This is a genomic window from Streptomyces sp. NPDC048565 (assembly GCF_040650935.1).
Classification (GTDB): Bacteria; Actinomycetota; Actinomycetes; order Streptomycetales; family Streptomycetaceae; genus Streptomyces.
Genome location: NZ_JBEZIH010000016.1, coordinates 105,261 through 127,613 on the forward strand (window position 1 = coordinate 105,261; position 22,353 = coordinate 127,613).

A 22,353-nucleotide genomic window follows, 5' to 3' on the forward strand; every position below is an offset into this window, starting at 1 on the left:
GGCCGTCCGACCGGCAGCGGGCCGCCGTCGGCCTGTACGGCACTCAAAGGAGTGCCGGGTCATCAATCTGTGTGTGGCGCAATGTCGTCCCGGTCGTCATCGCCCCACAACGTAGTTCACCGGCCGGGATCGACGCCAGCCGCTCCTCCTCGCCCTCGGTCACCCCTCGTCCGCCGAGCGGACGGTGACCCTGTCTCCGCTCCGGACGACCAGGACGCGGTGGACCTGTCCTGAGGCGGTGCGGGCGGACCGCAGGTCGTCGCTCGGCCGCACCGTGTGCGGATGTACGCCGGCCAGTCGCCCGACGTGGTCCTTGACGGCGATCGCCTCCAGGTGGTCCCTGCCTCTGGAGCCGGGCGGGAGGCCCATGGCGTGCGCGACTGTGCCTCTGAGCCAGTCCACTGCGTCGATCTCGTCGGCGTGAAGCTCCGTCGTGCCGTCGGCGTATCCGCACAGCCCCACCCCCGGCGCGAGTTGACGGTGAGTCAGGAAGTCACGACGTTCGACGAGCGTGGCACCTGCCAGCGGGCCGACGGACAACAGGACGCTGGTCAGACGTAGTTCGGCGGCGACCCGTCCCTCCAGACACAGCTGGATGTCGATCACGGACCTGGGGCGGAGGCCCGCCTCCTCCGGGAGGAGCCCGCCGAACCGGGCCTCGATCTCCACCTCACCGGTCTCCGGCAGCGCTTCGAACAGCTCCAGCCGCTCCACCCGGAGCGGATAACCGACCACGCCGTCGCCGATCCCCGGGGACCACCGCCACAGGCCGGCCGACGGGATCGCCTGGACGAGCGCGTCCATGACTCCCTGGTGGAGACATCCCCTGGGCACCGAGCCACGGGCGATGTCGGCGACCGCGGATGACCCGGACGCCCCGATGGCCAGCGACGTCAGATACTGGAACGCCGGCCCGTGGAACAGCTCGGCCGCGGCGTACGGATCCGGCTGCGCCACGGCGTCAGGCAGCGGTGCGAAACGCTCGGGGCGGCCCTCCGGCCGGTCTCCCACCAGCACGGTGCCACGGGCCACTTCCTCGTACCGGGACAGTTCTGTCCTCGCCGCCTCACGCCACACCAACAGCGTGACGTCCAGGCCCGCTTCCGTGGCCACCACCTCCGTGCGCAGCCGGACCGGTTCGGCGAGCGGAATCCAGCGCCGTAGCTGGACATCGCGTACGGCGACGACGTGACGGCCCGTCTGATCCATTGCCGCCTGTGCGAGTCGGTCGACCACGGACATCATCGGCAGCGCGGGCACCGTCCAGGTCGGCCGGTGGTCGCTCGTCCAGCGCTCGACGGCCGGATCGAGCGTCCTGTCCGTCACACCGGACGGACCGTCGTCCCCGGGCACGGCGCGGACACCGATTCCGCGGGCGTGGTAGAGGCAGATGTCATCTCCCCAGAGCCTGGCCTCGGCCAGCGCGTAGGGCCCGCGCGCGTCCTGGCCGACTTCCAGGATCTCCAGGTCGATCCTGATGAGCCGGTTGGCGGGGGTGATCTGCCCGCGGTACTTCCATGCCACCTCCTGGCCGGTCAGGACGGGCTCGAAGCGGGGGTGGGGGACGCTCTCGGTGAGGCCCCGCTCGATCAGGTAGAACCTGAGCAGCTGGCACATGGCCTCGATGCCGAGCGATCCCGGCTGGACCGGGTCCTGGAAGAAGTGGGCCTTGAAGAACCACTCCCCCGCGTCGACGTCCTTCTCCGACCGCAGCCGGCCCAGCCCCGCGCTTCCCCCTTCGGGCCAGTATCCGGTGACCCTGTCGATCATCAGCAGCATCGGCCCCGGCAGTGCGGCCGGGCCTGCGAAGTAGCGGGCGGGCCTCGTCGTGAGATCGACCGTACGCGCGCACGGCGCGTCCAGCGCGGCGCGGTCGCTCTCCGGGACGGGCAGCCCGGCCTGGTGGTCGAAGGCCGACGGGGGGAAGAATCCGAACACCGTGGACAGGGTGAAGACCTCCTCGCCGTCGGCGAGGCACCGGATCGTGAAGGACAGGATGATCATCTCGCCGGTGCGCGAGATCGAGGTCAGCTCCGCCTCGGTCCGGACGGTCCGGGTCGACGGCGTGATCTCGCCGGTGACCGTGCCCTTCCCGTCGAGGTTACGGAAGAGCAGATCGGTGTCGGCGGTCAGCGGGCACCCCACATAGGCGGCCAGCCACCCGCAGGGCTGCAGGGCGGTCTCCATGAGTACGGCGAACGGCATGACGTGTTCGGCGTTCTGCTCGAAGTACCAGACCTCGTCGGGTACGTCGTACTCGGCGGCCACCCGGCTGCCCTGCCGCATGCCGCCCTGCGGACCGTCCACGGAGGCGATGCGGGTCATGAAGTGATAGGGCGGCCCGGGCAGCCGCGCGATCCTGCGCGTGCCGTCGAAGATCCGCGCCCCGGGGCCGAATGCCGCACTCGGCCTGCCCCACGCGCATGCGAGCAGGGACGGGTGGTCGAAGACGGGCCCGTCCGATGTCACCTCCGCGCCGGGAGTCCCCGCCGCGCCGCGCTCGCTATGGCCGACGAGCCCTCCGAGTGACGCCAGTGGCACCGGGGTTCCGCTGGTCTGCTCCCTGTGCCCGCCGAGCTGCCCCCAGTACGAGAGGGGCCAGTCCGGAACGAGCCGGAGGGCGATGTCCTGGCCGTGGAAGGCCTTGACGCCGTCGACGGTGCCCAGGATGTCGGCGTAGAGCGTCGGTTCGGGGCCGGCCGAGACACCGCGCACGAACACCTCGTACACGATCCAGCGGCTCGCGGGGGTGGCCTGTCCACGGCATCGGGCGGTGCCGGCGCGCCCGGTGACCGGCTCGAAGCGCCAGCCGTCCCTGGCGACGGTGAAGCCCAGCGCTGCCAGGTGGAACGCCATTGCCTGCAGGCCGGCCTGGAGCATGAGGGTGCCCGGCATGCAGGGGTCGTTCGTGAAGTGCCCCTCGAAGAACCAGTCGTCCGGTGAGACGGGTGTCTCCGCACGGAGGTACCCGCGACCCCACGGCCCTCCGGCCGGGTCGAAGGCGGTGACCTCACGCAGGAGCAGCAGACGGCCCTCGTCCGGCCGGGGTGAACGCACATGTGATCTGGTGACGTCCCAGTCGGGTCCGAAGCAGTCCGCCGGACGGCCGGCCGCGAAGGCCCGTACCTGTTCGGCGGTGAAGGACGACCGTGCGCAGTGTGCTGCCGGGGCGTCGTACGGCAGGTCCGGAGCCGGTGCGCTGACGGCGGGGTCCCAGCGGACGCCGTCCGTGTCGTCGAGTTCGGCCTTCGTGAAGAAGCCCGCCTGCCCGTCGCGGACGCTCAGCCTGAGCTCTTCGCCGACGTAGCAGTCGTAGTGGAAGAAGAACAGGCGCACACCGTCGTGTTCGGCGTGCCGGTCGATGTGGATCTCGTAGCGCAGTGTCTCGCCCGCCTCGGGCGGGCTGCCGTGGTAGGTCACCTCGCAGCCGAGCAGCCGGTAGGCCCGTGCGCCCCGGTTGAGCAGATCGACCCCGAGCCAGCTGATCAGCAACAGGTCCGCCTGGCCCGCCTCGATCATCAGGCCCGCCGGCATGCGTCCGGTGGAGTCGAGGTACCAGCTGTCGAGGCGGACGTCCGTCTCGGTCCGGATGGTGCCGGTGGCGTGCTCCGGGCCGAGTTCGGCGAGGGCAGCGGGGACGGCGTCGATGCCCGTGACCCGGTCGGCGAGCAGCATCGGCGGGCCGGGCATCCTGGTCTGCACCTCGTAGGCGTCCTGTCCGGCGAACTTGGGTCCGAACAGGGTGGAGACCGGCTGTACGGCGAGGTGTTCGAGCTGCGCCCGGTCGAACACGGTGACCGGCCGGGGGCCGGGAGCGGGGGCGACTGCGGGAACTGGAGCGGGGGCGGGAACTGGAGCGGGGGCGGCCGAGGGCGGCACCGCGGTGCCGGCCGCGATCTGTGCGAGTGCGGTGGCGAGTTGGGTCCTGGTCCGCAGGAACCTCTGGTGCGCTTCGAGGTGCTGGGCGATGACGTCCTGATGGAGGGCGATGACCCGGTGGGTCTGCCGTGCGACCAGCGTGCGCATGTCCGTCGCCCGCGGTTCCATGGGGGCGGGGAGAGCCGCGGGGGCGACGGAATCAGCGACGGATGGGACGGCGACGGGTTCCGTGGCGGATTCGGCGAGGAGTTCGGCGGCGGCGGCGGACTCGGCCGCGACGGGTTCGGTGGCCGTGGGTTCGGCGGCCGTGGGTTCGGCGGCCGTGGGTTCGGCGGGTCGGCAGGCCGGGACCTGGGCCAGCCGGGGTGCCCTGGGCATGATCACCGCGGGCTGTTCGAGGGACGGCAAGGTGATCTCCCGGTGGGCCGGAACAGTGATGGCGGGGGTCTCATCGGCCGCCGAGGGGGCGACCGCGGCCCGCAGGTGCTCGAAGAGGGCCTCCGCCCGGACGGGTACGCCGGCGGCGACGAGTTCCGCCACGGCCAGGTGGAGCGGGCCAAGCCCTCTGTCCGCCGCGTCGAGTGCGACAGCCACATGTTCGCGCTCGCCCAGGATCCGCTTGATCCATCCCGTGCACAGGCCGCGCGGCCCGTGCTCGACGAACACGCGGACCCCGTCGGCCCACGCCCGTTCGACCGTGCCCACGAAGTCGATCGTCCCCATGCCCTGCGCGGTGACGGCGTCGGCCGCCCGCTCGGCCGTGGCGGTGTACCAGTGGGTGGTCGCACCGCTGTAGAACCGCACCCCGGGTACGGCGTCGGTGGGCCGGTGGTGGAGGCTCCACCACCGGTCGCGGACCTCTGAGAGTTCGGGGGCGTGGGCGGCCAGGTCGTAGTCGACCGGGATCGCGTGCGCGGTCCCGAGCCGCGCAACCACCGCCGCGCAGGCCCGTGACTCGCCTCCGACCACACACACGCCGGGGGCGTTGACCGCCATCAGATGGACAGCGCGTTCGTCCGTCAGCGCTTCGCGTACCTGGTCGAGGGGTGCGGTCACCAGATAGCTCGCCCACCGGTCGCCGTCCACGCCGAGCCGCTCCCAGACACGGCGTACCCCTCGCAGCTCGCCGGTGAGTTCGCTGGTGAACAGGCCGCTGTCCCGGGTGTCCCGGTGGAGGGCGGCCACGTCGCGCCAGGCACCCAGGGCGGCCAGGGCGGCGGACTCGCCGGAGGAGTAGCCGATGGCGGCGTCCGGCCGCAGCCCGAGCAGACCCCGGGTCAGCTCGACATGGACCGCGGACAGCCGGGCGGCACCCCAGATCTGGTCCAGCACGGTCGGCGCCTCACCGGGTTGGGGCCGCGCTACGGCGTTCCCGTACGTGGCCGCCACCGTGTCGCCGAGCGAGGGCAGGGCCAGCTGCGCCTCGCGGCCCATGCCCGCGTAGGCGGCCGACCCGTTCGTGAACACGAAGGCGACCTCGCCCCGCACGGGTGTCTCGCGGTATGCGGCGCCGGGTGGCTTGACGCCGCCTCCGGCGAGCCAGAGGCGCGCGGCGTCCCGGTGCGTACGGGGGTCTCCGTCGGACACGAAGGCCAGCCTCGCGGGTCCTTCGCTGGACTCGTCGCCCGACTCCAGAGCAGCCAGGACGTCTTGACGGTCCCGCCCGGAGAACACGTGCAGCCGGGGCGCCGGTCCGGTCGCCCATGACCCGGCGTCGGCCGCCCGCAGCCCGACACGCAGCGGGGGAGCCTCCAGCGGTGACACCACCGCGTGCGCGGTGCGCAGCCCCGGAGCCGCGTCGGCGGGTCCGTCCGTCCGTGGCAGGGCGCGGTGCCGCAGGGCTGTCACCGCGGCGGCGACCGCGAGCAGCCCCTGGGCGGCGTGGGCGCGGCCGAACAGCCCCGCCGGGTCGAATCCGGCGCCCGCGCCGTCGCCGATCACCACGTCCGGCTCGCCGGTCGCCTCGGCGTCGAGGAGGGCGAGCACGGTGTCGCCGTCACGGCGTGCGTCGGCGAGGCGCTTGAGGACGAGAACCACGGCGGCGTCGCCCGGGACGGTTTCGCGTCCGAGCTCGCGCAGGGCTGCCCGGTGGACCGGTTCGCAGGAGAGGTCGACGGCGCCGACGAGCGCCGCGTCCGCCTCTCCGGCCCGGAGCGCGCGTGCCGCGAGGTCCAACGCGACCGTGCCGGAGGCCTCTTCGGCAGAGACGGTGTAGCCAGGGCCGCCAAGGTCGAGCTGGGTGTTGATCCGGTTGGCCACGAGATTCGGGAGGGTGCCGACCAGCCTCTCCGCGCCCATGGGGGCGCTGAAGGCATCCCGCAAGCGCGCGGCAGGGCCTGGAGCAGTGGCTTGATCGGTGGATCGCTGGCCCGTTGATCGCTGGCCGGTGGATCGTCGGCCGGTGGATTCCCCGGATTCCTCCAGCCAGAACGGCGCCCGCCAGCGTGCGGACGCACGGCTGTTCTGCGTGTCCACACCCGTCCCGACGACGACCATGGTCCGGTCCCGCGGCAGAGTGACGTCCCGCGCCGCCTCCCGCGCGGCTTCCAGCACCAGGATCTGCTGGGGCAGCGCCTGCCCGACGGCCAGCGGTGGAAAGCGCAGACCCGGCAGGGCCACATCGATCTCTGTCGCCGGACCGCTCCTGTGGCCGTCGAGTACCGCGCGGGTGAAGTCCTGGGTACGCGCTCCGTCGCCGACCCGGGCGGCCATCGCCACGATCGCCAACGGCTGTCCCTGCTGCGGACGCTGCGGGCAGGGCAGGGCCGCAGCCGGGGCGCCATCCGTACCGTCCCAGGCGTCCACGATCAGATGGGCGTTGGTGCCGCCGAACCCGAAGGCGCTGACCGCCGCGCGACGGAGGCCCGGCCACTGCTCGGACTCGCCCAGTACCCGCAGCGGTGTGCCGTGGAGCTCGGTCAGCGGCTCCTCGGCGGCGAGGGTGGCGGGGCGGACGCCCGCCCGCATCGCGCCGATCACCTTGAGCAGCCCGCCCACACCGGCAGAGGCCAGCAGATGTCCGACGTTGGACTTCACCGAGCCGACGGGCACATCGGGGCTTCCTGCGAAGATCCGCGCCATGCTGCGGACCTCCTCCCCGTCCCCGACGGGTGTTCCGGTCGCATGGCATTCCACGAGCGAGACGGTCCGCGGTGCGATGTCCGCCATGGCGTACGCCAGGCGCATCGCCCGCTCCTGGCCTTCCTGTGCGGGGCTGAGCAGCCCTCTGCCGCGTCCGTCGTTGGACAGTCCGACGCCCCGGACGACTCCCAGGACCGGCGCACCCTGCGCGAGGGCGTCACGCAGACGCATCAGTGCGACGAACCCTGCTCCCTCGCCGGGGAGCAGCCCGTCGGCGTCCCGGTGGAAGGGGCGGCTGCGGCTGGTACGGCTCACCGCGGACAGTCCGCAGAACCCCACGTGCAGGAACAGGCTGTCGGCCCGGTTGACCGCGCCGGCCACCATGAGGTCCGCCGTCCCGTCGTGCAGGCGGTCACAGGCCAGTTTGATCGCGTACAGGGAGGAGGCACAGGCCGCGTCGAGCGCGAAGGCCCCCGCGCCAAGACCGAGCGCCTTGGCCGCGAAGTGCGCGGGAAGCCCCGAGGAGAAGCGGTTGCGGGCGTCGGGCCTGGTGCGTACGGCCGCCGGCAGCAGGGAGGGCGCGCCTTCCGACAGCCATACGTGCTCGGCGTAGGCGGATCCCGAGCTGGTGGGGTAGGACAGGTTGCCCAGGACCAGCCCCGCGCGCGGCGAGGGTCCCTCCTGCCCGGCCTCGCGCAGCGCCTGCCGGGCGCCGTGGAGCACCCAGTGGAACAGCTCGTCCAGGCCGAGGATCTCCTCAGGTGCGACCTGGAACCCTGTCGGGTCGAACACCGGCCCGAAGTCCCGTACGTAGCCGCCGACATCGGTCCACGTACGGTCGAGATGGTCATCGACCGTGCCCATGGCCCATCGGTGCGGCAGACGCCACCGGCCGTCCGGGACCGGTGCCAGGCTGCACCGTCGCGCGGCGATGTTGTCCCAGAAGGCATCGGGGCCGAGTGCGTCGGGGAGGACACAGCCACGGCCGACGATGGCGATCGGGTCGAATCCCATTACCGGTCTCATTTCACGAACACGGACGATCCGGGTGACGCGGCGGCACGGTTGCGCGGTGGTGCGGTTGCGCAGTGGTGCCGTGAGTGGCCGCGGTGGTGCGTCGGCGCGGGCTCAGGAGGGGCGTCGTACGAGCTCCACGCCGAGCAGCTCCACCGAGGGGAGACCGTCAGGGCCGAGGAGGGCCGCGTCGCAGCGGGCTCCCGTGTCGTGCACCTTCCTGGCCCGCACCACGCACCGCACGGTGCCCTGGAGGGGGCCGGTCCTGTGCACCCGGCACTCCGCGACCCCCATCGGCAGGGTGGCGTCGCCGAGCGCGTGGTCCGCCCACAGCAGGGCGAGTTGGAGAGCACCGTCGGTGGCAGCCGCGTCGAGCTGCCAGTGGTCACCGCCCCAGCCGAGCTCGGTCAGGCCGGCCACCGTCGCCTCGGCGCCGTCCGCGCCGACGCCGTGGACAGCGCGAAGGGCGTGGAAGCCCGGACCGTGGAAGAGCACCCGGCCGTCGTAGATCTCGGTGCCCTGCGACGCGGTGAGCCCTGAGGGGGTGTCCCAACTCGCCGGTCGTGGCCGGGTCGGCTCGAACTCCATCTGGACCCGGATGTGCGGTGTGCCCTCGCCCCCGACGAGTTCGGCCTCCAGGGCGGAGGGCGAGCCGGTCGCCGCCCGACGACCGGTCAGGGTGAGCCGGTGGCCCGCGCCGTCCAGGTACGGCAGGGCGACCTTGCTGAAGACGCGGAGGTCCCGCAGCACCAGGTGGCCGGCGTTCGGCCGCCACGCCGTGGCCGCGCCGACGAACCGGTCCAGGGCCATCGCCACCGGCAGGACGGGGACGCCGGCGATGTCGTGATCGGCGAGGTAGGGGTGCGTACGCCCGTCGACGCGCATCTGCGCGGCGACCGGTCCGGTGGCCACTGCCAATGGGGAGTCCGGACCGTCCGCGGCTGCGATGACGACCACCCTGGTGTCGGTGCCCGGAGCGCCCAGCTCGGCGGTGAAGGCCTCGGCGCCCTGTCCGACGGGGATGAGCGGCACCCCGGAGCGGCCGAAGTGCTCCGCGAGCGCGGGCGTGACCATGCCGCCCTGCCACGGGCCCCAGGCGATCGACCGCACCAGGCAGTCGGGCCTCCTGGCGCGCTCGGCGCACGCCACATGGTTGAGCACCTCGTTGGCCATGGCGTAGTCGCTCTGTCCGGCGTTGCCGAATACCGCGGCCACGGAGGAGAACAGGACGATCGTGTCCAGCGGATCCTTCTCGGTCGCCGTGAGCAGCGCGCGCAGGCCCCCCGTCTTGGTGGCCAGGACCTGGTCGATCTGTGCGTCCGTCTTGTCGGCGATCAGCTTGTCCGCCAGTACGCCGGCACCGTGCACGATTCCGGTGACGGGCCCCCAGTCGCGGCGTACCTCCTCCAGTGCCCCGCGCAGGGATTCCCCGTCCCGGACGTCCACCGGCAGATACCGGACCTCGGAGCCGGCGCTCCGGAGTGCCGCCACGGTGGACCGGACCTCACGGGCCGCCAGGATCCGTCGGGCCTCGGCGCCGATCACGGTGGGGGTGGCTCCGTCCGAGCGTTCGGCGAGGGCCCGGGTGAGTGCGGCCTCGTCGGTCGCGCCCGCCAGGCCGTGCGGTTCATCGGCGAGCTCGGTGCGGCCGAGCAGCACCATGCGGGGCCTGTGAGCCCTGGCGAGATCCAGCAGCGCGGCGGCCGTCACCCCGCGGGCTCCGCCGGTGGCGACGATGACCGAGTCGGTGCCGATGTGCGTGGCCCTGCCTGGTTCGGCCGGTGCCGGAATCACGACAGGGGTGGTACGGGTGCCGTCGGCGCGCAGGCCGGTCTCCGTCGCCGGTCCGCCGTCGAGCAGTTCCCGTACGACCGCTTCGGCGACGGCCTCCGCATCGCGCCCTCCGCGCTCGCAGTCGATCGCCTTGACCACGGCCGTGGGCCACTCCTTGGCGGCGGTCCTGGCCAGCGCGGCGATGCCTCCGAGCCAGGCACGCTCGGGCTGACTGCCTCGGAGCCCGAAATCGCCTCCCGTGTCCTGTACGGCTACGAACACCCCGCCACGGGTGGTGAAGTGCGGCGCGAGTGACCTCGCCGCCTCGAAGGCGTCCCGTTGCAACTCCAGTGCGGCCTCGGGTGAGTCCGCCGGGGCGAGGCCCCCGAGGTGCACGACCGCCCGTGCGTCCGGGGACACGCTGGACACGACGGTGGCGCGCAGCCCGTGGTCGCTCAGCTTGGCCGCCACCATCTCAGCGACGCCGAGTCCGTCGTCGGTCACGGCGATCGACTCGTCCCCGAGCCCGGCCAGGGTCAGTCCGGGCGCGGGGGTGTCCACCGCACGCACGGCGAGCCTGCTGAGTGAGGATGCCCCGGCCGGCTCGCGCCGGGGTGCGGGGACCTCCTGCGCTGCTACGACGACGGCCGGAGGAGCGGCGGCCGCGGGGCCGGTGGTGGCGACGGGGCCCGCGGCGGCGACGATGTCGGTGGTGGCGACGGTGTCGGTGGTGGCGACGGTGAACGCCTCGACGATCTGCCGCAGCGTACGGAGCTTCAGGAGCTCTCCCACGTCGCCGCTCGCATGGTCACCGACCCGCTCCCGCACGGCGGACAGGATCTCCACCCGCTTGATCGAGTCCACCCCCAGATCGGATTCGAGCTCCATGTCCGCGTTCAGCATCGTGACCGGATACCCCGTCCGTTCCGCGACCACGGACAGCAGCAACTCCTCGAAGCCGTCGACGGAGACGTCCGGGAGTACGACGGACGCCACAGACGTGACCGGGACGACAGGGACCGCCGGAGCGACTGAGACGACAGGGGCGACAGGGGCAGCAGGGGCGACAAGGGCAGCAGAAACCACGGCCGCCGGAGGAACCGTGGCGGCGGCCTCCGGCAGCGTGACGCCCTCGGGGACAGCGGGCCGAACCGTCGGAGTCACGACGGGCATGCCCGGAGGTGTGAGCACCGCCGCAGTACCCCCGCCAGCCCCCTGCGCCCCGAGCATCGCGCTGAAGGTCGTCTCCGTCATCTGCAGGAACGCCAGGTGACTGTCGATCAGCATGCGCTGACAGGCCTCGTGGGCCTGCGCCGTGTAGCGCTGCACGTTGTCGATCACGGCGAGCAGGCCGCCTGCGTCCGTATCCATGCCCGCGGCGGCCGGAACAGGTGCGGCGGGCGCGGGTACGGCGGCTGTCGGGGCCGGGACCTTCACGGCGGCCGGGGGTGCCTCGGGCGTGCGAGGCGGATTCGGCGCGGGCAGTGATGCGGCGCCTCCGGCGGGCGGGTAGACACGCCCCTGGTTCCTGCCGTTGATCTGCACGGTCATTCCGGGCTTCTGCTCCTCGGCTGCTGCTGCGGGCGGCGCGTAGTGCGCCCACAGGTCGTCGTGGTCGAGCGGGACGCCCCACACGGCGAGCCGGCCGAGTGCGTCCTGCAGGGAGGTGACGCCGTTGCGTCCTTTACGGTCCAGGCCGACCGCGAGGTGCGTACGGTCGCCGAGGATCTGTGTGACGAGGCCTGTGAGCGTGTCACCGGCGCCGACCTCGACGAACGTCCGCACCCCTGCGGCGTACATCGCCTCGATCTCGTCGCTGAACAGCACGGGTGAGGCGAGATGGCCGGCGATCCTCTGCCGGATCTCCTCGGGGGCCGACGGGTACACCGAGGCATCGGCGTTCCCGTAGACCTCGAGCCGGGGCTCGCTGACGGCGACCCCGGCCAGGTGGGCGAGGAGCGGTCGGCTCGCCCCGGCGACGACCGGGCTGTGGAAGGCCGTCGCGGCTTCCAGCCGTCGCGTGGTGATGCCCTCGGCGGCGAGCTTCTGCTCGACGACGCCGATTGCTTCGGCGGCGCCCGAGATCACCGTCTGGGCGGGAGCGTTGTGGTTGGCCACCCAGACGTCCGAGGCGCCGCACCCGGCGATGACGTCCTCGACACGCTCGCGCCCGGCCGCCGCGGCGACCATGGCGCCCGGCAGAGCGGACGCCTCGCGCATCAACTCGCCGCGCCTACGGGCGAGGCTCACCAGGGCCTCGGCGTCCAGGGCGCCCGCCGCGTGCAGCGCCACCAGTTCGCCGAAGCTGTGGCCCGCCACGCAGTCCGGCCGTACGCCGAGACCGCGCAGCACCTCGATCAGGGCGAGGCTGTGCACCGCGAGGGCGGGCTGCACCCATTCGGTCGCGGTCAGCAGCGCCTGCTGCCCGGCCCGTTCCCCGTCGCTGAAAGCGGGCGGCGGGAACACCACACGGTGCAGCTCGCGGTGTCCGCCGTCGGCGGGGGCCGTGGTTCCCAGTCGGTCCCATACGGCCTGGGCGGCAGGGGACAGCATGGCCACGTCCCCGCCCATGCCGACGTACTGCGCGCCCTGTCCGGGGAAGAGGAATCCGATCCGGCCGACGGAGGCCTCGCCTGTGGCGTAGTGGACACCCGTCGGTGTGGAGAAGCCCGTGCCCGGCTGCCGGCCGATCAGCGCGAAGGCCTGGTCGAGCTTGTCCGACAGGTCGTCGCTGTCCGCCGCGACGATCGCGAGGCGTACGGCATCATCCGCGCGGAAGTCCCGCTGGCTCGCCCGTGCGACCTCGGACAACGGTCGGTCGCTGTCGGTCCCGCGTTCCAGGAGAGCGGCCGCCGAAGGGGCGCTCAGGAGCACCAACTCGGTGGGAACGGTCCGGGTACGCCAGGCGGTACGAGCTCCGGAACGGGCGGAGGGCGTGTACTCCTCGAGAGTCACATGGAAGTTGCTCCCGCCGAAGCCGAAGCTGGACACGGCAGCCCGGCGCGGCCGGTCCGTGGAGCGTACCCACGGGCGCGTGCGGGTGTTCAGATAGAACGGGCTGTCGTCGATGTTCATCGCGGGGTCGGGCCGGTCCACCTTGATCATCGGCGGGATCACCTGGTGGCTCAGTGCGAGGACGCTCTTGAGCAGGCCCACGGCACCGGCGGCACACTTGGTGTGGCCGACCTGCGACTTGACCGAGCCGATGGCGCACCACCGCCGGTCCTCGCGGTCCGACTCCTCGTAGACCTGGCGCAGTGCCGCGAACTCCGCGGCGTCCCCCGCACGCGTGCCTGTGCCGTGTGCCTCGACCAGTTCCACGGTCTCGGGGCCGTAGCCCGCCTCCTCGTAGGTACGTCGCAGGGCTCGGGCCTGTCCCTCGGGCATCGGAGCGTAGATCGCGCCGCTCCTGCCGTCCGACGAGGTACCGATCCCCCGGATGACGGCATGGATACGGTCGCCCGCGCGCTCGGCGTCGGCCAGTCGCTTCAGGGCGTACATGGCGATGCCCTCGCCGAGCATCGTGCCGTCGGCCGCGTCCGAGAACGGCCGGCAGTCTCCGCTGGGGGAGAGTGCGGGCGTCTTGGAGAAGCACATGAACGTGCTCGCGTCGTTGGAGGCGTCGACGCCTCCGCTGATCACCAGGTCGGCCCGGCCGAGGGAGAGTTCACCGACCGCCGTCGAGAGGGCGGCGAAGGAGCTCGCGCACGCCGCGTCCGTGACGTGGTTGGTGCCGTGCAGATCGAACCTGTTCGCGATCCGGCCCGCGATGACGTTGCCGAGCAGTCCGGGGAAGGTCGACTCCTGCCACGGGGTGTAGTGGCCGGTGATGCTGTCGCAGACGGCCTGCGCCTCCCCCTCGGGAATCCCGTTCTCCCGCAGTGCCTTGAGCCAGACAGGGCGCTGTATCCGCGCTGCCATGTGCGTCAGCAGTTCCGTGGCGCCCGCTCCGAGGATCACGGAGACGCGGTCACGGTCCGCTCCGGCGAGGCCTCCCGCGTCGGCGATGACCTGCTCGGCGACGGTGAGGGCGAGCAACTGCACGGTGTCCGTGGCGCTCAGGCTGTTCGGCGGGATCCCGAACGCCAACGGGTCGAACGCGACATCGGACAGGAAGGCTCCCCGACGGGCATAGGTCTTGTCCGGCACGGTGGGGTCGGGGTCGTAGTAGTCCTCGACGAGCCAGCGGTCGGCCGGGACGTCGGTGATCAGGTCACGACCGGACAGGACCGTACGCCAGAACCCGTCGGCACCCTGGTCGCCGGGCATGAGGGCGCCGATGCCGACCACGGCGATCGGGACCTGTCGGGGACGAGAGGCGGGCATGCTCTCCACTTCCTTGCTGATCGGTGGCGGGCGCGAGGGACGGTCAGGCGAGGCGGCGCGGGGTGTAGGCGAACGCGGAGGGCGGCACGGGCACGCCGTACGTGCGGAGCTGGTGCGCGCGGGTCGCGACGGCGGCCCCTTCGAGCAGGTTGAGCGCGATCTGTACGACGGAACGGTTGGCCCGGTCCGCCAGGAAGCTGCCGGCGGTCCACCGGTTGAACGCCCCCATCGCCGGGCCGCACCAGATCTGGTAGTCGCTGCGCCGGGAGGCGTCCCCGGTGATCGCCCAGTGGCTCGAACTCCCCAGGTACCAGCGGAAGACCAGCGCCATACGGTGTTTGGGGTCCTTCGCCGCGCGGTCCACCTGGGCGGGGTCGCGCTGCTGCCAGAAGTGCCGGGTCCGCTCCCACACCTCGTCGAGCGGGGCCCTGAACACATCCCGTTCGAGCTTGGCACGCAGTTGCGGCGGCAGATCGTCCAGAGAGGGGTACGCCTGGTACGCCTCGTGGAGATGACAGGCCCGCTGGGCGAACAGGCTTCCCCGGCGCAGGACCTGGAGCTTGACGCCCGCCTCGAACATGTCGGCCGCCGGTGCCATGATCACGTCGGCGATGTCGGCGTCGGCCAGCATCGCCTTCGCGTCGTCCGAGATTCCCGCCTCGACGGCGACCTGGTTCACCGACCCGGTCAGGACGTAGGCGGCGCCGAGCGCGAACGCGGCGGCGACCCCTACCGGGGTGCCGAGACCGCCTGCGGCGCCGACCCTGACTTCCCGCGTGTATCCGAAGCGCCGGGCGAGTTCGTCCCGGAGGAGCAGGATCCGCGGCAACAGGGCACCGAGAGGCCTGTTGTCGGTGTGACCTCCGCTGTCGGACTCCACCGTGAGGTCCTCGGCCACGGGCACCAGCGCGGCCAGCGCGGCTTCCTCCGCACCGAGCTCCCCGCTCTCGACCAGGCGGCGCAGCAGTTCGGGCGGCGCGGGCGAGAGGAAGCGGGTCGCGACCTCGGGTCGTGACACCTTGGCGAAGACCCGGGTACGCCGCACGATCCGTCCGTCCGGGCCCCGGCGGAGCCCCGCGGCCGAGCACAGGACCACGGCCGGGGTGAGTTCCATGTACGCCGACGCCGAGACGCAGGGGACGGCGTGGCGCAGGAGCAGCTTGGCGGCCTGGTACTCCAGATCGGGTTCGTTCGGTGAATGGATCAGGTTCACCCCCCAGTTGGGCAGGCCGGCCAGCTCCGCGGCCAGCGCCCGCACCGCCCGCTCCACCTCGGGAAGGGCCAGGCCGCCGGCGCCGAAGAACCCGAGCATCTCGGCCCTGGCCATCGCCGCCACCATGCGTGTCGTCGCGATGCCGTTCGCCATCTCCCCGGCCACGTAGGGGAAGCGGACACCGTGGGCCTCGCAGAAGGTCCGCCCTCCCAGCCACTCCGGGTACAGCGGCGGCAGGGTGCCGACGATGTCGCCCGGGGGCCTGGGCCCGGTCACCAGGCCCAGTGCGCGACCGGTGGGATCGGCGACGATATGGGCGGGGTCCCGGAACCGCCCGACGCGGGCCGCGATCTGTTCCGGGGTGAAGACCGGTGAGGCGGTGACGGCCTCGTCAGGAGGTGCCGGCAGGAACAAGGGTCGGATTCCCGTCAGGAGGAGGGGTGAGCGTCGTGCCGGTGGTCAGATAGTCGAGATCGACGCGGATCCCGGACGTGTACGGGCCCAGCAGGGTGCGTACACGCGTGTCGTCGAACCGGCGGCGGTGGCTGAGGTACGGCGTGAATCCGGGGTACAGGTCCGCGGCCGCCTCCAGCGGTTCCGGGTCGTCCGGCCTGTTCTCGACGAGCCGCACCTTCACCGGTGCGATCCGCTCCATCAGGTCGGTGAGGACCGTGGCCGCCACATCGTGGTCGTGGACGACGTGGTAGACGTCGGTCCGCCCCGAAGGCGGCCGGCTCGCCAGCCGCACCATGACGGCCGCCGCGTGCTCCACCGGCATCAGGTTCAGATGCCCTTCCGGGTGACCGGCCAGCCGCACCACCGGCCTGCGCTCCTCGGGTACGCCGGCCGGGCCGGGGCCGGCGCTCCGCAGTGACGCCCGTACGATCCGGGAGAGGAACTGCAGGGGGTGCTGGGGCAGTTCAGGGTACGGGGGCAGATCGGTGACCAGGATGCTCGGCCGCATGACCACGACGGGGCGCCCCTGGGCGCGCGCCCAGTCGTGGACGAGGACCTCGGCCTCGTACTTGGACCGCTCGTAGTTGTTCTCGAAGCCGTACCGGCTGTCCAACTCGTCCTCGTAGACGACACCTTCGCGCCGTGCCCCGCCCACGAAGGCGGTGCCGACGTGGTGGAGCAGCGGCTTACGGCTGCCCGCAGCGGCCAGCTCCAGCACGCGCCGGGTGCCTTCGACGTTGACGCGGCGGAGGTTCCCGATGTCGTCGTCCAGGTTGATGTTGCCCGCGCTGTGCCAGATCACGTCCAGCTCGTCCGCGAGCCGCCGGAACGCCTCGTCGTGCAGCCCGAGGCCCGGCCGGCCCAGGTCGACCTCCACGACACGGAGCCTGCGGGGAAGGTCCGCGATCAGCGCGTCCGGGGCGTCGGTCAGCTCCAGGAAGCGGGTGATCCGCCCGAGCGCGGGGTCCGACCCGGCGTGCGCGAGGACCGTCAACGAGTCGTGGCGCTCCAGCAGCTCACGGACCAGACGCAGTCCTAGGAAGCCGGTGGCCCCGGTGAGAGCGACTCGCACTGTGTGTAACTCCAAGGGTCCAGGGAACGGGGATCCGGTTGGCTCGCCCAGGAACCGTGGAGTCGGCTGAACAGCCGTGCGTCACACCGATCGGTCTCCCGTCATGGACAACCGCCGTTCGCCGTTCCGGGAAACGGCACATGACTGCCGGGTTCGCCCAACTTCACCCGATTGGCCCCGCGTTCCGGCAGCGAGTGGTCAGGGGCCCGGTCAAGGGCCCGCTCCCCCGGGCCTGTTCAGACGAACGCCGGACAGGGTCCGCGCCGGACGGCGCGGACCCTGTCGGTTGCTGCGGCCGCGAAGGTCCGGGCGGTGACGGGGCCCGGCCCGTGCCGGCTACACGGTGGTGGGGGCGGGTTCCGCCCGGCCGCCGTCACCTGCGGGAGACTCCGGCGCGAATCCCCCGTCCTTGGCGGACCTGTGGCCGCTGACCCCGATCATGCCGAAGGCGGTCAGCACCGCGGCGTCCGCCGCCGCCACACCGCAGACCGGGAAGGCCGTGGTGAAGCCGCTGCCCATGGCGTCCAGGGCCAGACCGTGCGTCGCGGACCCGGGCGCACCTGCCGGGAGACTGTTGACCGCGATGGGTCCTCCGGCGGCCGCGACCTCGCTCGCGGCTGCCACCTGGGCGGCCGGCAGGTCAGCTACGGACAGGTTCGCGGCGAACGACGACCCCGCGTTGCTGAGGGCGACCGCGCCGACGATGACGGGTCCGAGGGCGAATCCGAGGTCACGGAGCATGTTGGTGGTGGCACTGGCCATGCCCGCCAGGTTCGGGGGCACGCTGTGTGAGCATCTTCACAATAAAGCCATTCGCCTTACAGCTTGTTAAATATCTACATATTGCGATAAACGTAAAGTCGGCGTGTACGCTCGGCTTGCAGCGGCGCGCTAGGATGCGGCCATGGCGAACCTTCGTGAGGCGCAGAAGCGGATGACCCGGCGACTGCTGCTGGAGGCAGGTCTTGAGCTCTTCAAGGCGAAGGGATACGCCGCGACCACGGTCGACGACATCGCGACCGCGGCGGGCACCACACGGGTGACTTTCTACGCGTACTTCTCCTCCCGCAGCGAGCTGATGAAGGCGCTCATCGACGAGCAGCTGAACGACGTGCTGCAGCGCATCGGTTCCCCCGAGCACGGCTCCACGGCGCAGGACCTCGTGGCCACCGTCGTCGACGGGACGCCGGAGGCGATCACGGCATGGCTGCGGCGGACCGCGGACAGCTGGCCGGCGATCCGGCCGATCATCCGCCTGGGCCGCGATGCCGCGGTGATCGAACCCGAACTCACCGACCTGGTCGAGCAGTGGATGGCGGAGGCCATCAGCGACATCGAGGACGGGCTGGAGACGGCCGGGCGCTTCCAGCCCCACCAACGCTACTTCCGGGGCGTTCTCGCGATGGCACAGCTCGACTTCGTCGCGCAGAACTGGGAAGGCGCCGACTGGAAGCTCACGCGTGACCAGATGCTCGAAGAGCTCGCTGCCAGCTGGGTGGGGCTCCTGACAGCCTGAGGCGTCAGAGATCGCCCGCCACGTCGAACAGCAGCGCCCGCAGCCACTCGGTGAAGTCCTGGTCACCGAGCCGGGGGTTCCAGACCATGTCGGTCCCGAGCCCGGGCAGAGGGAACGGGAACTCGTCGATCCGAAGGTCGGCGAGCGTCCGCATGGTGGCGGCCACCTGGTGGCGGAGGAGGGCGATACCGCCCGCCCGTGCGACCAGGAAGGGCACCAGCAGGAAGTCGGAGATCATCACGCCGACGCGATACTCGATTCCCTTGTCCTCGAGCAGCGAGTAGGGAAAGACGCGCCGGTCGGTGTCGACGACGATGTGCGGCTGTGTGGTCAGGAGGTCGAGCCACCACCACACAGCGGTCGTTGTACAGCCGTTCACGCGGGTAGGGCGAGAAGTGCCCCTCGGAGATCAGTACGACGTCGACGCCGTCATCGGTGAAGGTGGACTCGGTCGGCACCGTGAACGTACGCAGACGCAGCCTGGCGTGAGGGGCGCGCTCGGCGACGAGCCGGGTCAGCCGGGGGCCGACCACGAACGCCGTGCTGTTCGTCATGGCGATGGTGATGACGCGCCGGTCCGTGGCCGGGGTGAAGCCGGGGAAGTTCACGATGTGTGCCGTCTGCTGCGGAGCGCCGCGCAGCGGCGCGATCAGCTCCATCGCACGCGGGGTCAGCGTGACACCTGTCCCCTGCCGGACGACGAGATCGTCACCGAGCAGACGTCGCATCCGCGTGAGGGCGTGACTCATCCGGGCCGCCCGCAGGGTTTCCGGATACATCGCCCCACGCCCCGTGCAATATTTTTTCTTGGTGTTCGTTTCATTGACGCCATGTAAACCGAATGGCTACGGTGACTGGAGCCACAAGGGTGCGGCGCACCCCCACTCGGACATGTGAGGGCAGGCATGAGCGTCAAGAGCACAACCCCGGGAACCGTGAACACCGTTCTCGGTTCTGTACCGGCCGAGGAGCTCGGCATCGTCTCGGTCCATGAGGCGCTGCTGTCGGTGGTCCCGGGCGCGGAGCACGCCTTCGACATCACCATCGACCGCGCGGAGATCTTCGAGACCCTCGCGGCGAAGCTGAAGGACTTCCGCGCCCACGGCGGTGGCACGATCGTCGACAGCACCGGCATGTTCCACGGCCGGGACGTCCCGCTGTACGAGTCCCTCTCCCGCGCGACCGGCGTGCACATCGTCGCCTCGACCGGCCAGGGCCCCGAGGAGCTGCTCGGCGGCTACTTCCTCACGCCGCAGACCAACCCGCCGACGCCGTGGCCGGCCGAGAAGTTCGCCGGCCTCTTCACCGAAGAGGTCACCGAGGGCATGGTGGTCCCCCGCGTGGAGCGGCGCGGCGCCGCGGGCCTCGTCGCCACCGTCGCGACCCGCGAGGGCATGACCGCGACCGACGAGAGCCTTCTGCGCGGTGCGGCCAGGACCGCTCTGAGCACCGGAGTCGCGGTCTCCATCCGCTACGGGAGCGACGCCGCCCACGACCTCGGTGTCGTCCTCGACGAGAAGGTACCGGCCGATCGCGTCGTCGTCGGCGGACTCGACCGCAAGGACGCCGTCGCCGCGGGCGCGCCCTTCGAGATCGCCCGCCGTGGCGCCTATGTCGCGCTCGACCACGTCGGTGTGCGGGACGAGGACCACATCACGGATACCGAGCGCGCGGCCCTGGTCGCCGGCCTCGTGCGGGACGGCTTCGGCAACCGGGTGCTGCTGTCCAGCAACGCGACCGGGGTGGCGAAGGGCCACACCGGCAACGGGCTGTCGTACAGCTACGTCCTGACCTCCTTCGTCCCGCTCCTGACGGAGCAGGGCCTCGGCGACGAGGACGTGCGACGGATTCTCGTGGACAACCCGCGCGAGCTGCTGTCGGTGCGCTGAGCGCGCCGACGCGAACGACCATCAAGTCTCTTACTCAAAGGTGAGTGTTGTGTCGAGAGTGAATACCGTCCTTGGGCCGGTACCGGCCGAGGAGCTGGGTCTCGTGGCCATCCATGAGCACATCGGCTACGGAATGCCCGGCTCCGAGCTGGACACGCAGTGGTGGAAGACCCCCGAGCAACGGTACGCGGAGACCGCCCCGAAGCTGCGGGCGTTCCACGAGTACGGCGGCGGCACCTTCGTGGACGCGACCGGGATCTGCAACGGCCGCGACGTCGACCACTACAAGTCGCTGTCCGCGAAGACGGGCGTCCACATCGTCGCCTGCACCGGCTTCGTCGGCGGCGACACCGCCCTGCCGCACTTCGCGCGGGCCGATGTGGACTACCTCACCCGGCAGTTCGTCCACGAGATCACCGTCGGCATCGGCAACACCGGTGGTCTCGCCGGTGTCATCAAGGTCGGGGTGAGCCGCGGCGGCCGTATGACGGACCTGGACAAGCGCATCTACCGTGCCGCTGCCCGTGCCTCGCTCACCACGGGCGTGCCGATCCTGACGCACCTCGCGATCGACGCGGAGAACGCGATCGCGATCTTCGCCGAGGAGGGACTCCCTCTGGACCGGGTCCTGTTCGGGCACGTCGACGACGGTGTGAACGCCGACAAGACGCGCGACGTATGGATCGCCGAGCAGGGCGGACGCATCGGCTTCGACACCTTCGGCTACGAGACCGAGCTGCCGGACCCGCCGTTCTGGGCCCGCCCGCGCCAGGAGCGCCTGAACCACTTCCTCCGCTTCATCGGCGACGGCCGGCTGAAGCAGGTCCTCGCCTCCGCCGACGCCAACTGCAGCCCGCTTGGCTGGCCGGGGGTGAAGGGCCACAGCGTCAACTACATCTTCGAGGACCTCATCCCGGACCTCCGCGACGCCGGCCTCGACGAGGCCGCGATCAAGACGATCTTCGTCGACAACCCTGCCGACTTCCTCACCATCCAGAAGTAGAGAGAACCACCATGCAACTCTCGGACCTGAAGAACCTGAAGATCGCGATCGTCGGAGCGGGATACGGCGGCGCGTCGGCGGCCAAGGCTTTGAGCCTGCTCGGTGCGGACGTGAACGTCTACGAGCAGGCGAACCAGATCAGGGAGGCCGGCGCGGGCATCGGTCTGCGTCCCTCCACCATGCAACGGTTCCGTGAGTGGGGAATCTTCGACGCGATCGCGCGAGTGAGCTCGCCCAGCGAGGCCTTCGAGATCCTCACGCCCGCCTGTGAGCGGATCATGCAGGAGGCCTGGCCTGCCGCGGGCGAGCAGATCCACACCCACCTGATCCACCGCGGGGACTTCATCGACGCCCTTCTCGGCGTGCTCCCCGAGGGCATGGTGCACCTCGGTCACAAGCTGGAGTCCGTCCAGGACAAGGGTGACAGCGCCGTCCTCACCTTCGCCAACGGCCGTAGCGCCGAGGCCGACCTGGTCATCGGGGCCGACGGCATCAAGTCGGTGGTCCGTAAGCAGCTGTTCAGTGACAAGGACCCGGTGTTCTCCGGTGAGCACGCCTACCGCGTGGTCATCTCCGCCGACGACGCCTACGGGATGATCGTCGACGACAACCTCCGGATGTACATCGGCAGGGGCACGAAAATCTATCTGCTGCCGCTGCGCCACCGCAACCAGGTGTCGTTCGACATCACCGCCCTGTGCCCGGACGGAACCTGGGTACCGCGGGTCACCAAGGATCAGCTCCTGGCGACGGTGCGGGGATTCGACGAGCGCCTGGTGAACATCACGCGCGACCTCGACATGGACGCCGTGAACATCCGCGCCGTCTACGACATCGACCCGATCGACACCTGGCACTCCGGCTCCGTCGTCCTCATGGGCGACGCGGCGCACTCGATGCTGCACCACCAGGGCCAGGGCGCGAACTCGGCGGTCGAGGACGCCGGAGCGCTCGCCGACGCCCTGCGGGAGGCCGACTCCGTACAGGAGGCCCTCGCCCTGTTCCAGGCCACCCGCAAGCCCGTGACCGACGAGCTGCAGCGCATCTCGCGCCAGGCGTGGAACGAGGGCGAGATCGACGATGTCTTCCCCGGGCAGAAGCCCGCGGCTCTCGCGTCGGAGAAGTGACGCC

The 22,353-nt window shown here is 71.4% G+C and carries 10 protein-coding genes; 4 read left to right on the forward strand and 6 right to left on the reverse strand.

Annotated elements, in window-relative coordinates:
- Nucleotides 1–159 precede the first annotated feature (159 nt).
- The 5 genes from AB0C75_RS20395 to AB0C75_RS20415 all read right to left on the reverse strand — a co-directional run bounded on the left by AB0C75_RS20395 (nt 160) and on the right by AB0C75_RS20415 (nt 17,576).
- Nucleotides 160–7,974: a beta-ketoacyl synthase N-terminal-like domain-containing protein gene (locus tag AB0C75_RS20395; protein WP_362892706.1), complete on the reverse strand. Its 7,815-nt coding sequence runs from the start codon at nt 7,972–7,974 to the stop codon at nt 160–162.
- 114 nt (nt 7,975–8,088) lie between these two features.
- Nucleotides 8,089–14,073, reverse strand: coding sequence for an SDR family NAD(P)-dependent oxidoreductase (locus tag AB0C75_RS20400; protein WP_362892708.1), 5,985 nt, complete (start codon nt 14,071–14,073; stop codon nt 8,089–8,091).
- 43 nt (nt 14,074–14,116) lie between these two features.
- Nucleotides 14,117–15,700: a PfaD family polyunsaturated fatty acid/polyketide biosynthesis protein gene (locus AB0C75_RS20405; protein WP_362892710.1), complete on the reverse strand. Its 1,584-nt coding sequence runs from the start codon at nt 15,698–15,700 to the stop codon at nt 14,117–14,119.
- Nucleotides 15,678–16,814: an SDR family oxidoreductase gene (locus AB0C75_RS20410; protein ID WP_362892712.1), complete on the reverse strand. Its 1,137-nt coding sequence runs from the start codon at nt 16,812–16,814 to the stop codon at nt 15,678–15,680. Before AB0C75_RS20410 ends, AB0C75_RS20405 begins: the two co-directional genes overlap by 23 nt.
- Before the next feature lie 336 nt (nt 16,815–17,150).
- Nucleotides 17,151–17,576 carry a hypothetical protein gene (locus AB0C75_RS20415; protein WP_362892714.1) on the reverse strand — a complete coding sequence of 142 codons (426 nt, stop codon included), beginning with the start codon at nt 17,574–17,576 and terminating at the stop codon, nt 17,151–17,153.
- Between the two features lie 142 nt (nt 17,577–17,718).
- Here AB0C75_RS20415 and AB0C75_RS20420 point away from each other — a divergent pair, with 142 nt between their 5' ends.
- Complete coding sequence (locus AB0C75_RS20420) at nt 17,719–18,330, forward strand: TetR/AcrR family transcriptional regulator (protein ID WP_362892716.1); 612 nt, start codon at nt 17,719–17,721, stop codon at nt 18,328–18,330.
- A 4-nt stretch (nt 18,331–18,334) separates the two neighbouring features.
- Here AB0C75_RS20420 and AB0C75_RS20425 read toward each other — a convergent pair whose 3' ends face one another.
- The gene (locus AB0C75_RS20425) at nt 18,335–18,709 is read right to left on the reverse strand and encodes a hypothetical protein (RefSeq protein ID WP_362892718.1); all 375 of its coding nucleotides are present in this window, start codon (nt 18,707–18,709) and stop codon (nt 18,335–18,337) included.
- Between the two features lie 556 nt (nt 18,710–19,265).
- Here AB0C75_RS20425 and AB0C75_RS20430 point away from each other — a divergent pair.
- From AB0C75_RS20430 to AB0C75_RS20440, 3 genes are read left to right on the forward strand one after another with little or no spacing between them, the layout of a single operon-like run.
- Complete coding sequence (locus AB0C75_RS20430; RefSeq protein ID WP_362892720.1) at nt 19,266–20,219, forward strand: phosphotriesterase; 954 nt, start codon at nt 19,266–19,268, stop codon at nt 20,217–20,219.
- A 49-nt stretch (nt 20,220–20,268) separates the two neighbouring features.
- Entirely contained in the window at nt 20,269–21,222 is a 954-nt protein-coding gene (locus AB0C75_RS20435) for a phosphotriesterase (RefSeq protein WP_362892722.1), read from the forward strand.
- An 11-nt stretch (nt 21,223–21,233) separates the two neighbouring features.
- Nucleotides 21,234–22,349, forward strand: coding sequence for an FAD-dependent monooxygenase (locus tag AB0C75_RS20440; protein ID WP_362892724.1), 1,116 nt, complete (start codon nt 21,234–21,236; stop codon nt 22,347–22,349).
- The last annotated feature ends 4 nt before the right edge of the window (nt 22,350–22,353 follow it).

Coding starts and splice junctions, on each gene's coding strand:
- AB0C75_RS20395 (WP_362892706.1), bottom strand. CDS start 7,974: ATGGGATTCGACCCGATCGCCATCGTCGGCCGTGGCTGTGTCCTCCCC.
- AB0C75_RS20400 (WP_362892708.1), bottom strand. CDS start 14,073: ATGCCCGCCTCTCGTCCCCGACAGGTCCCGATCGCCGTGGTCGGCATC.
- AB0C75_RS20415 (WP_362892714.1), bottom strand. CDS start 17,576: ATGGCCAGTGCCACCACCAACATGCTCCGTGACCTCGGATTCGCCCTC.
- AB0C75_RS20420 (WP_362892716.1), top strand. CDS start 17,719: ATGGCGAACCTTCGTGAGGCGCAGAAGCGGATGACCCGGCGACTGCTG.
- AB0C75_RS20440 (WP_362892724.1), top strand. CDS start 21,234: ATGCAACTCTCGGACCTGAAGAACCTGAAGATCGCGATCGTCGGAGCG.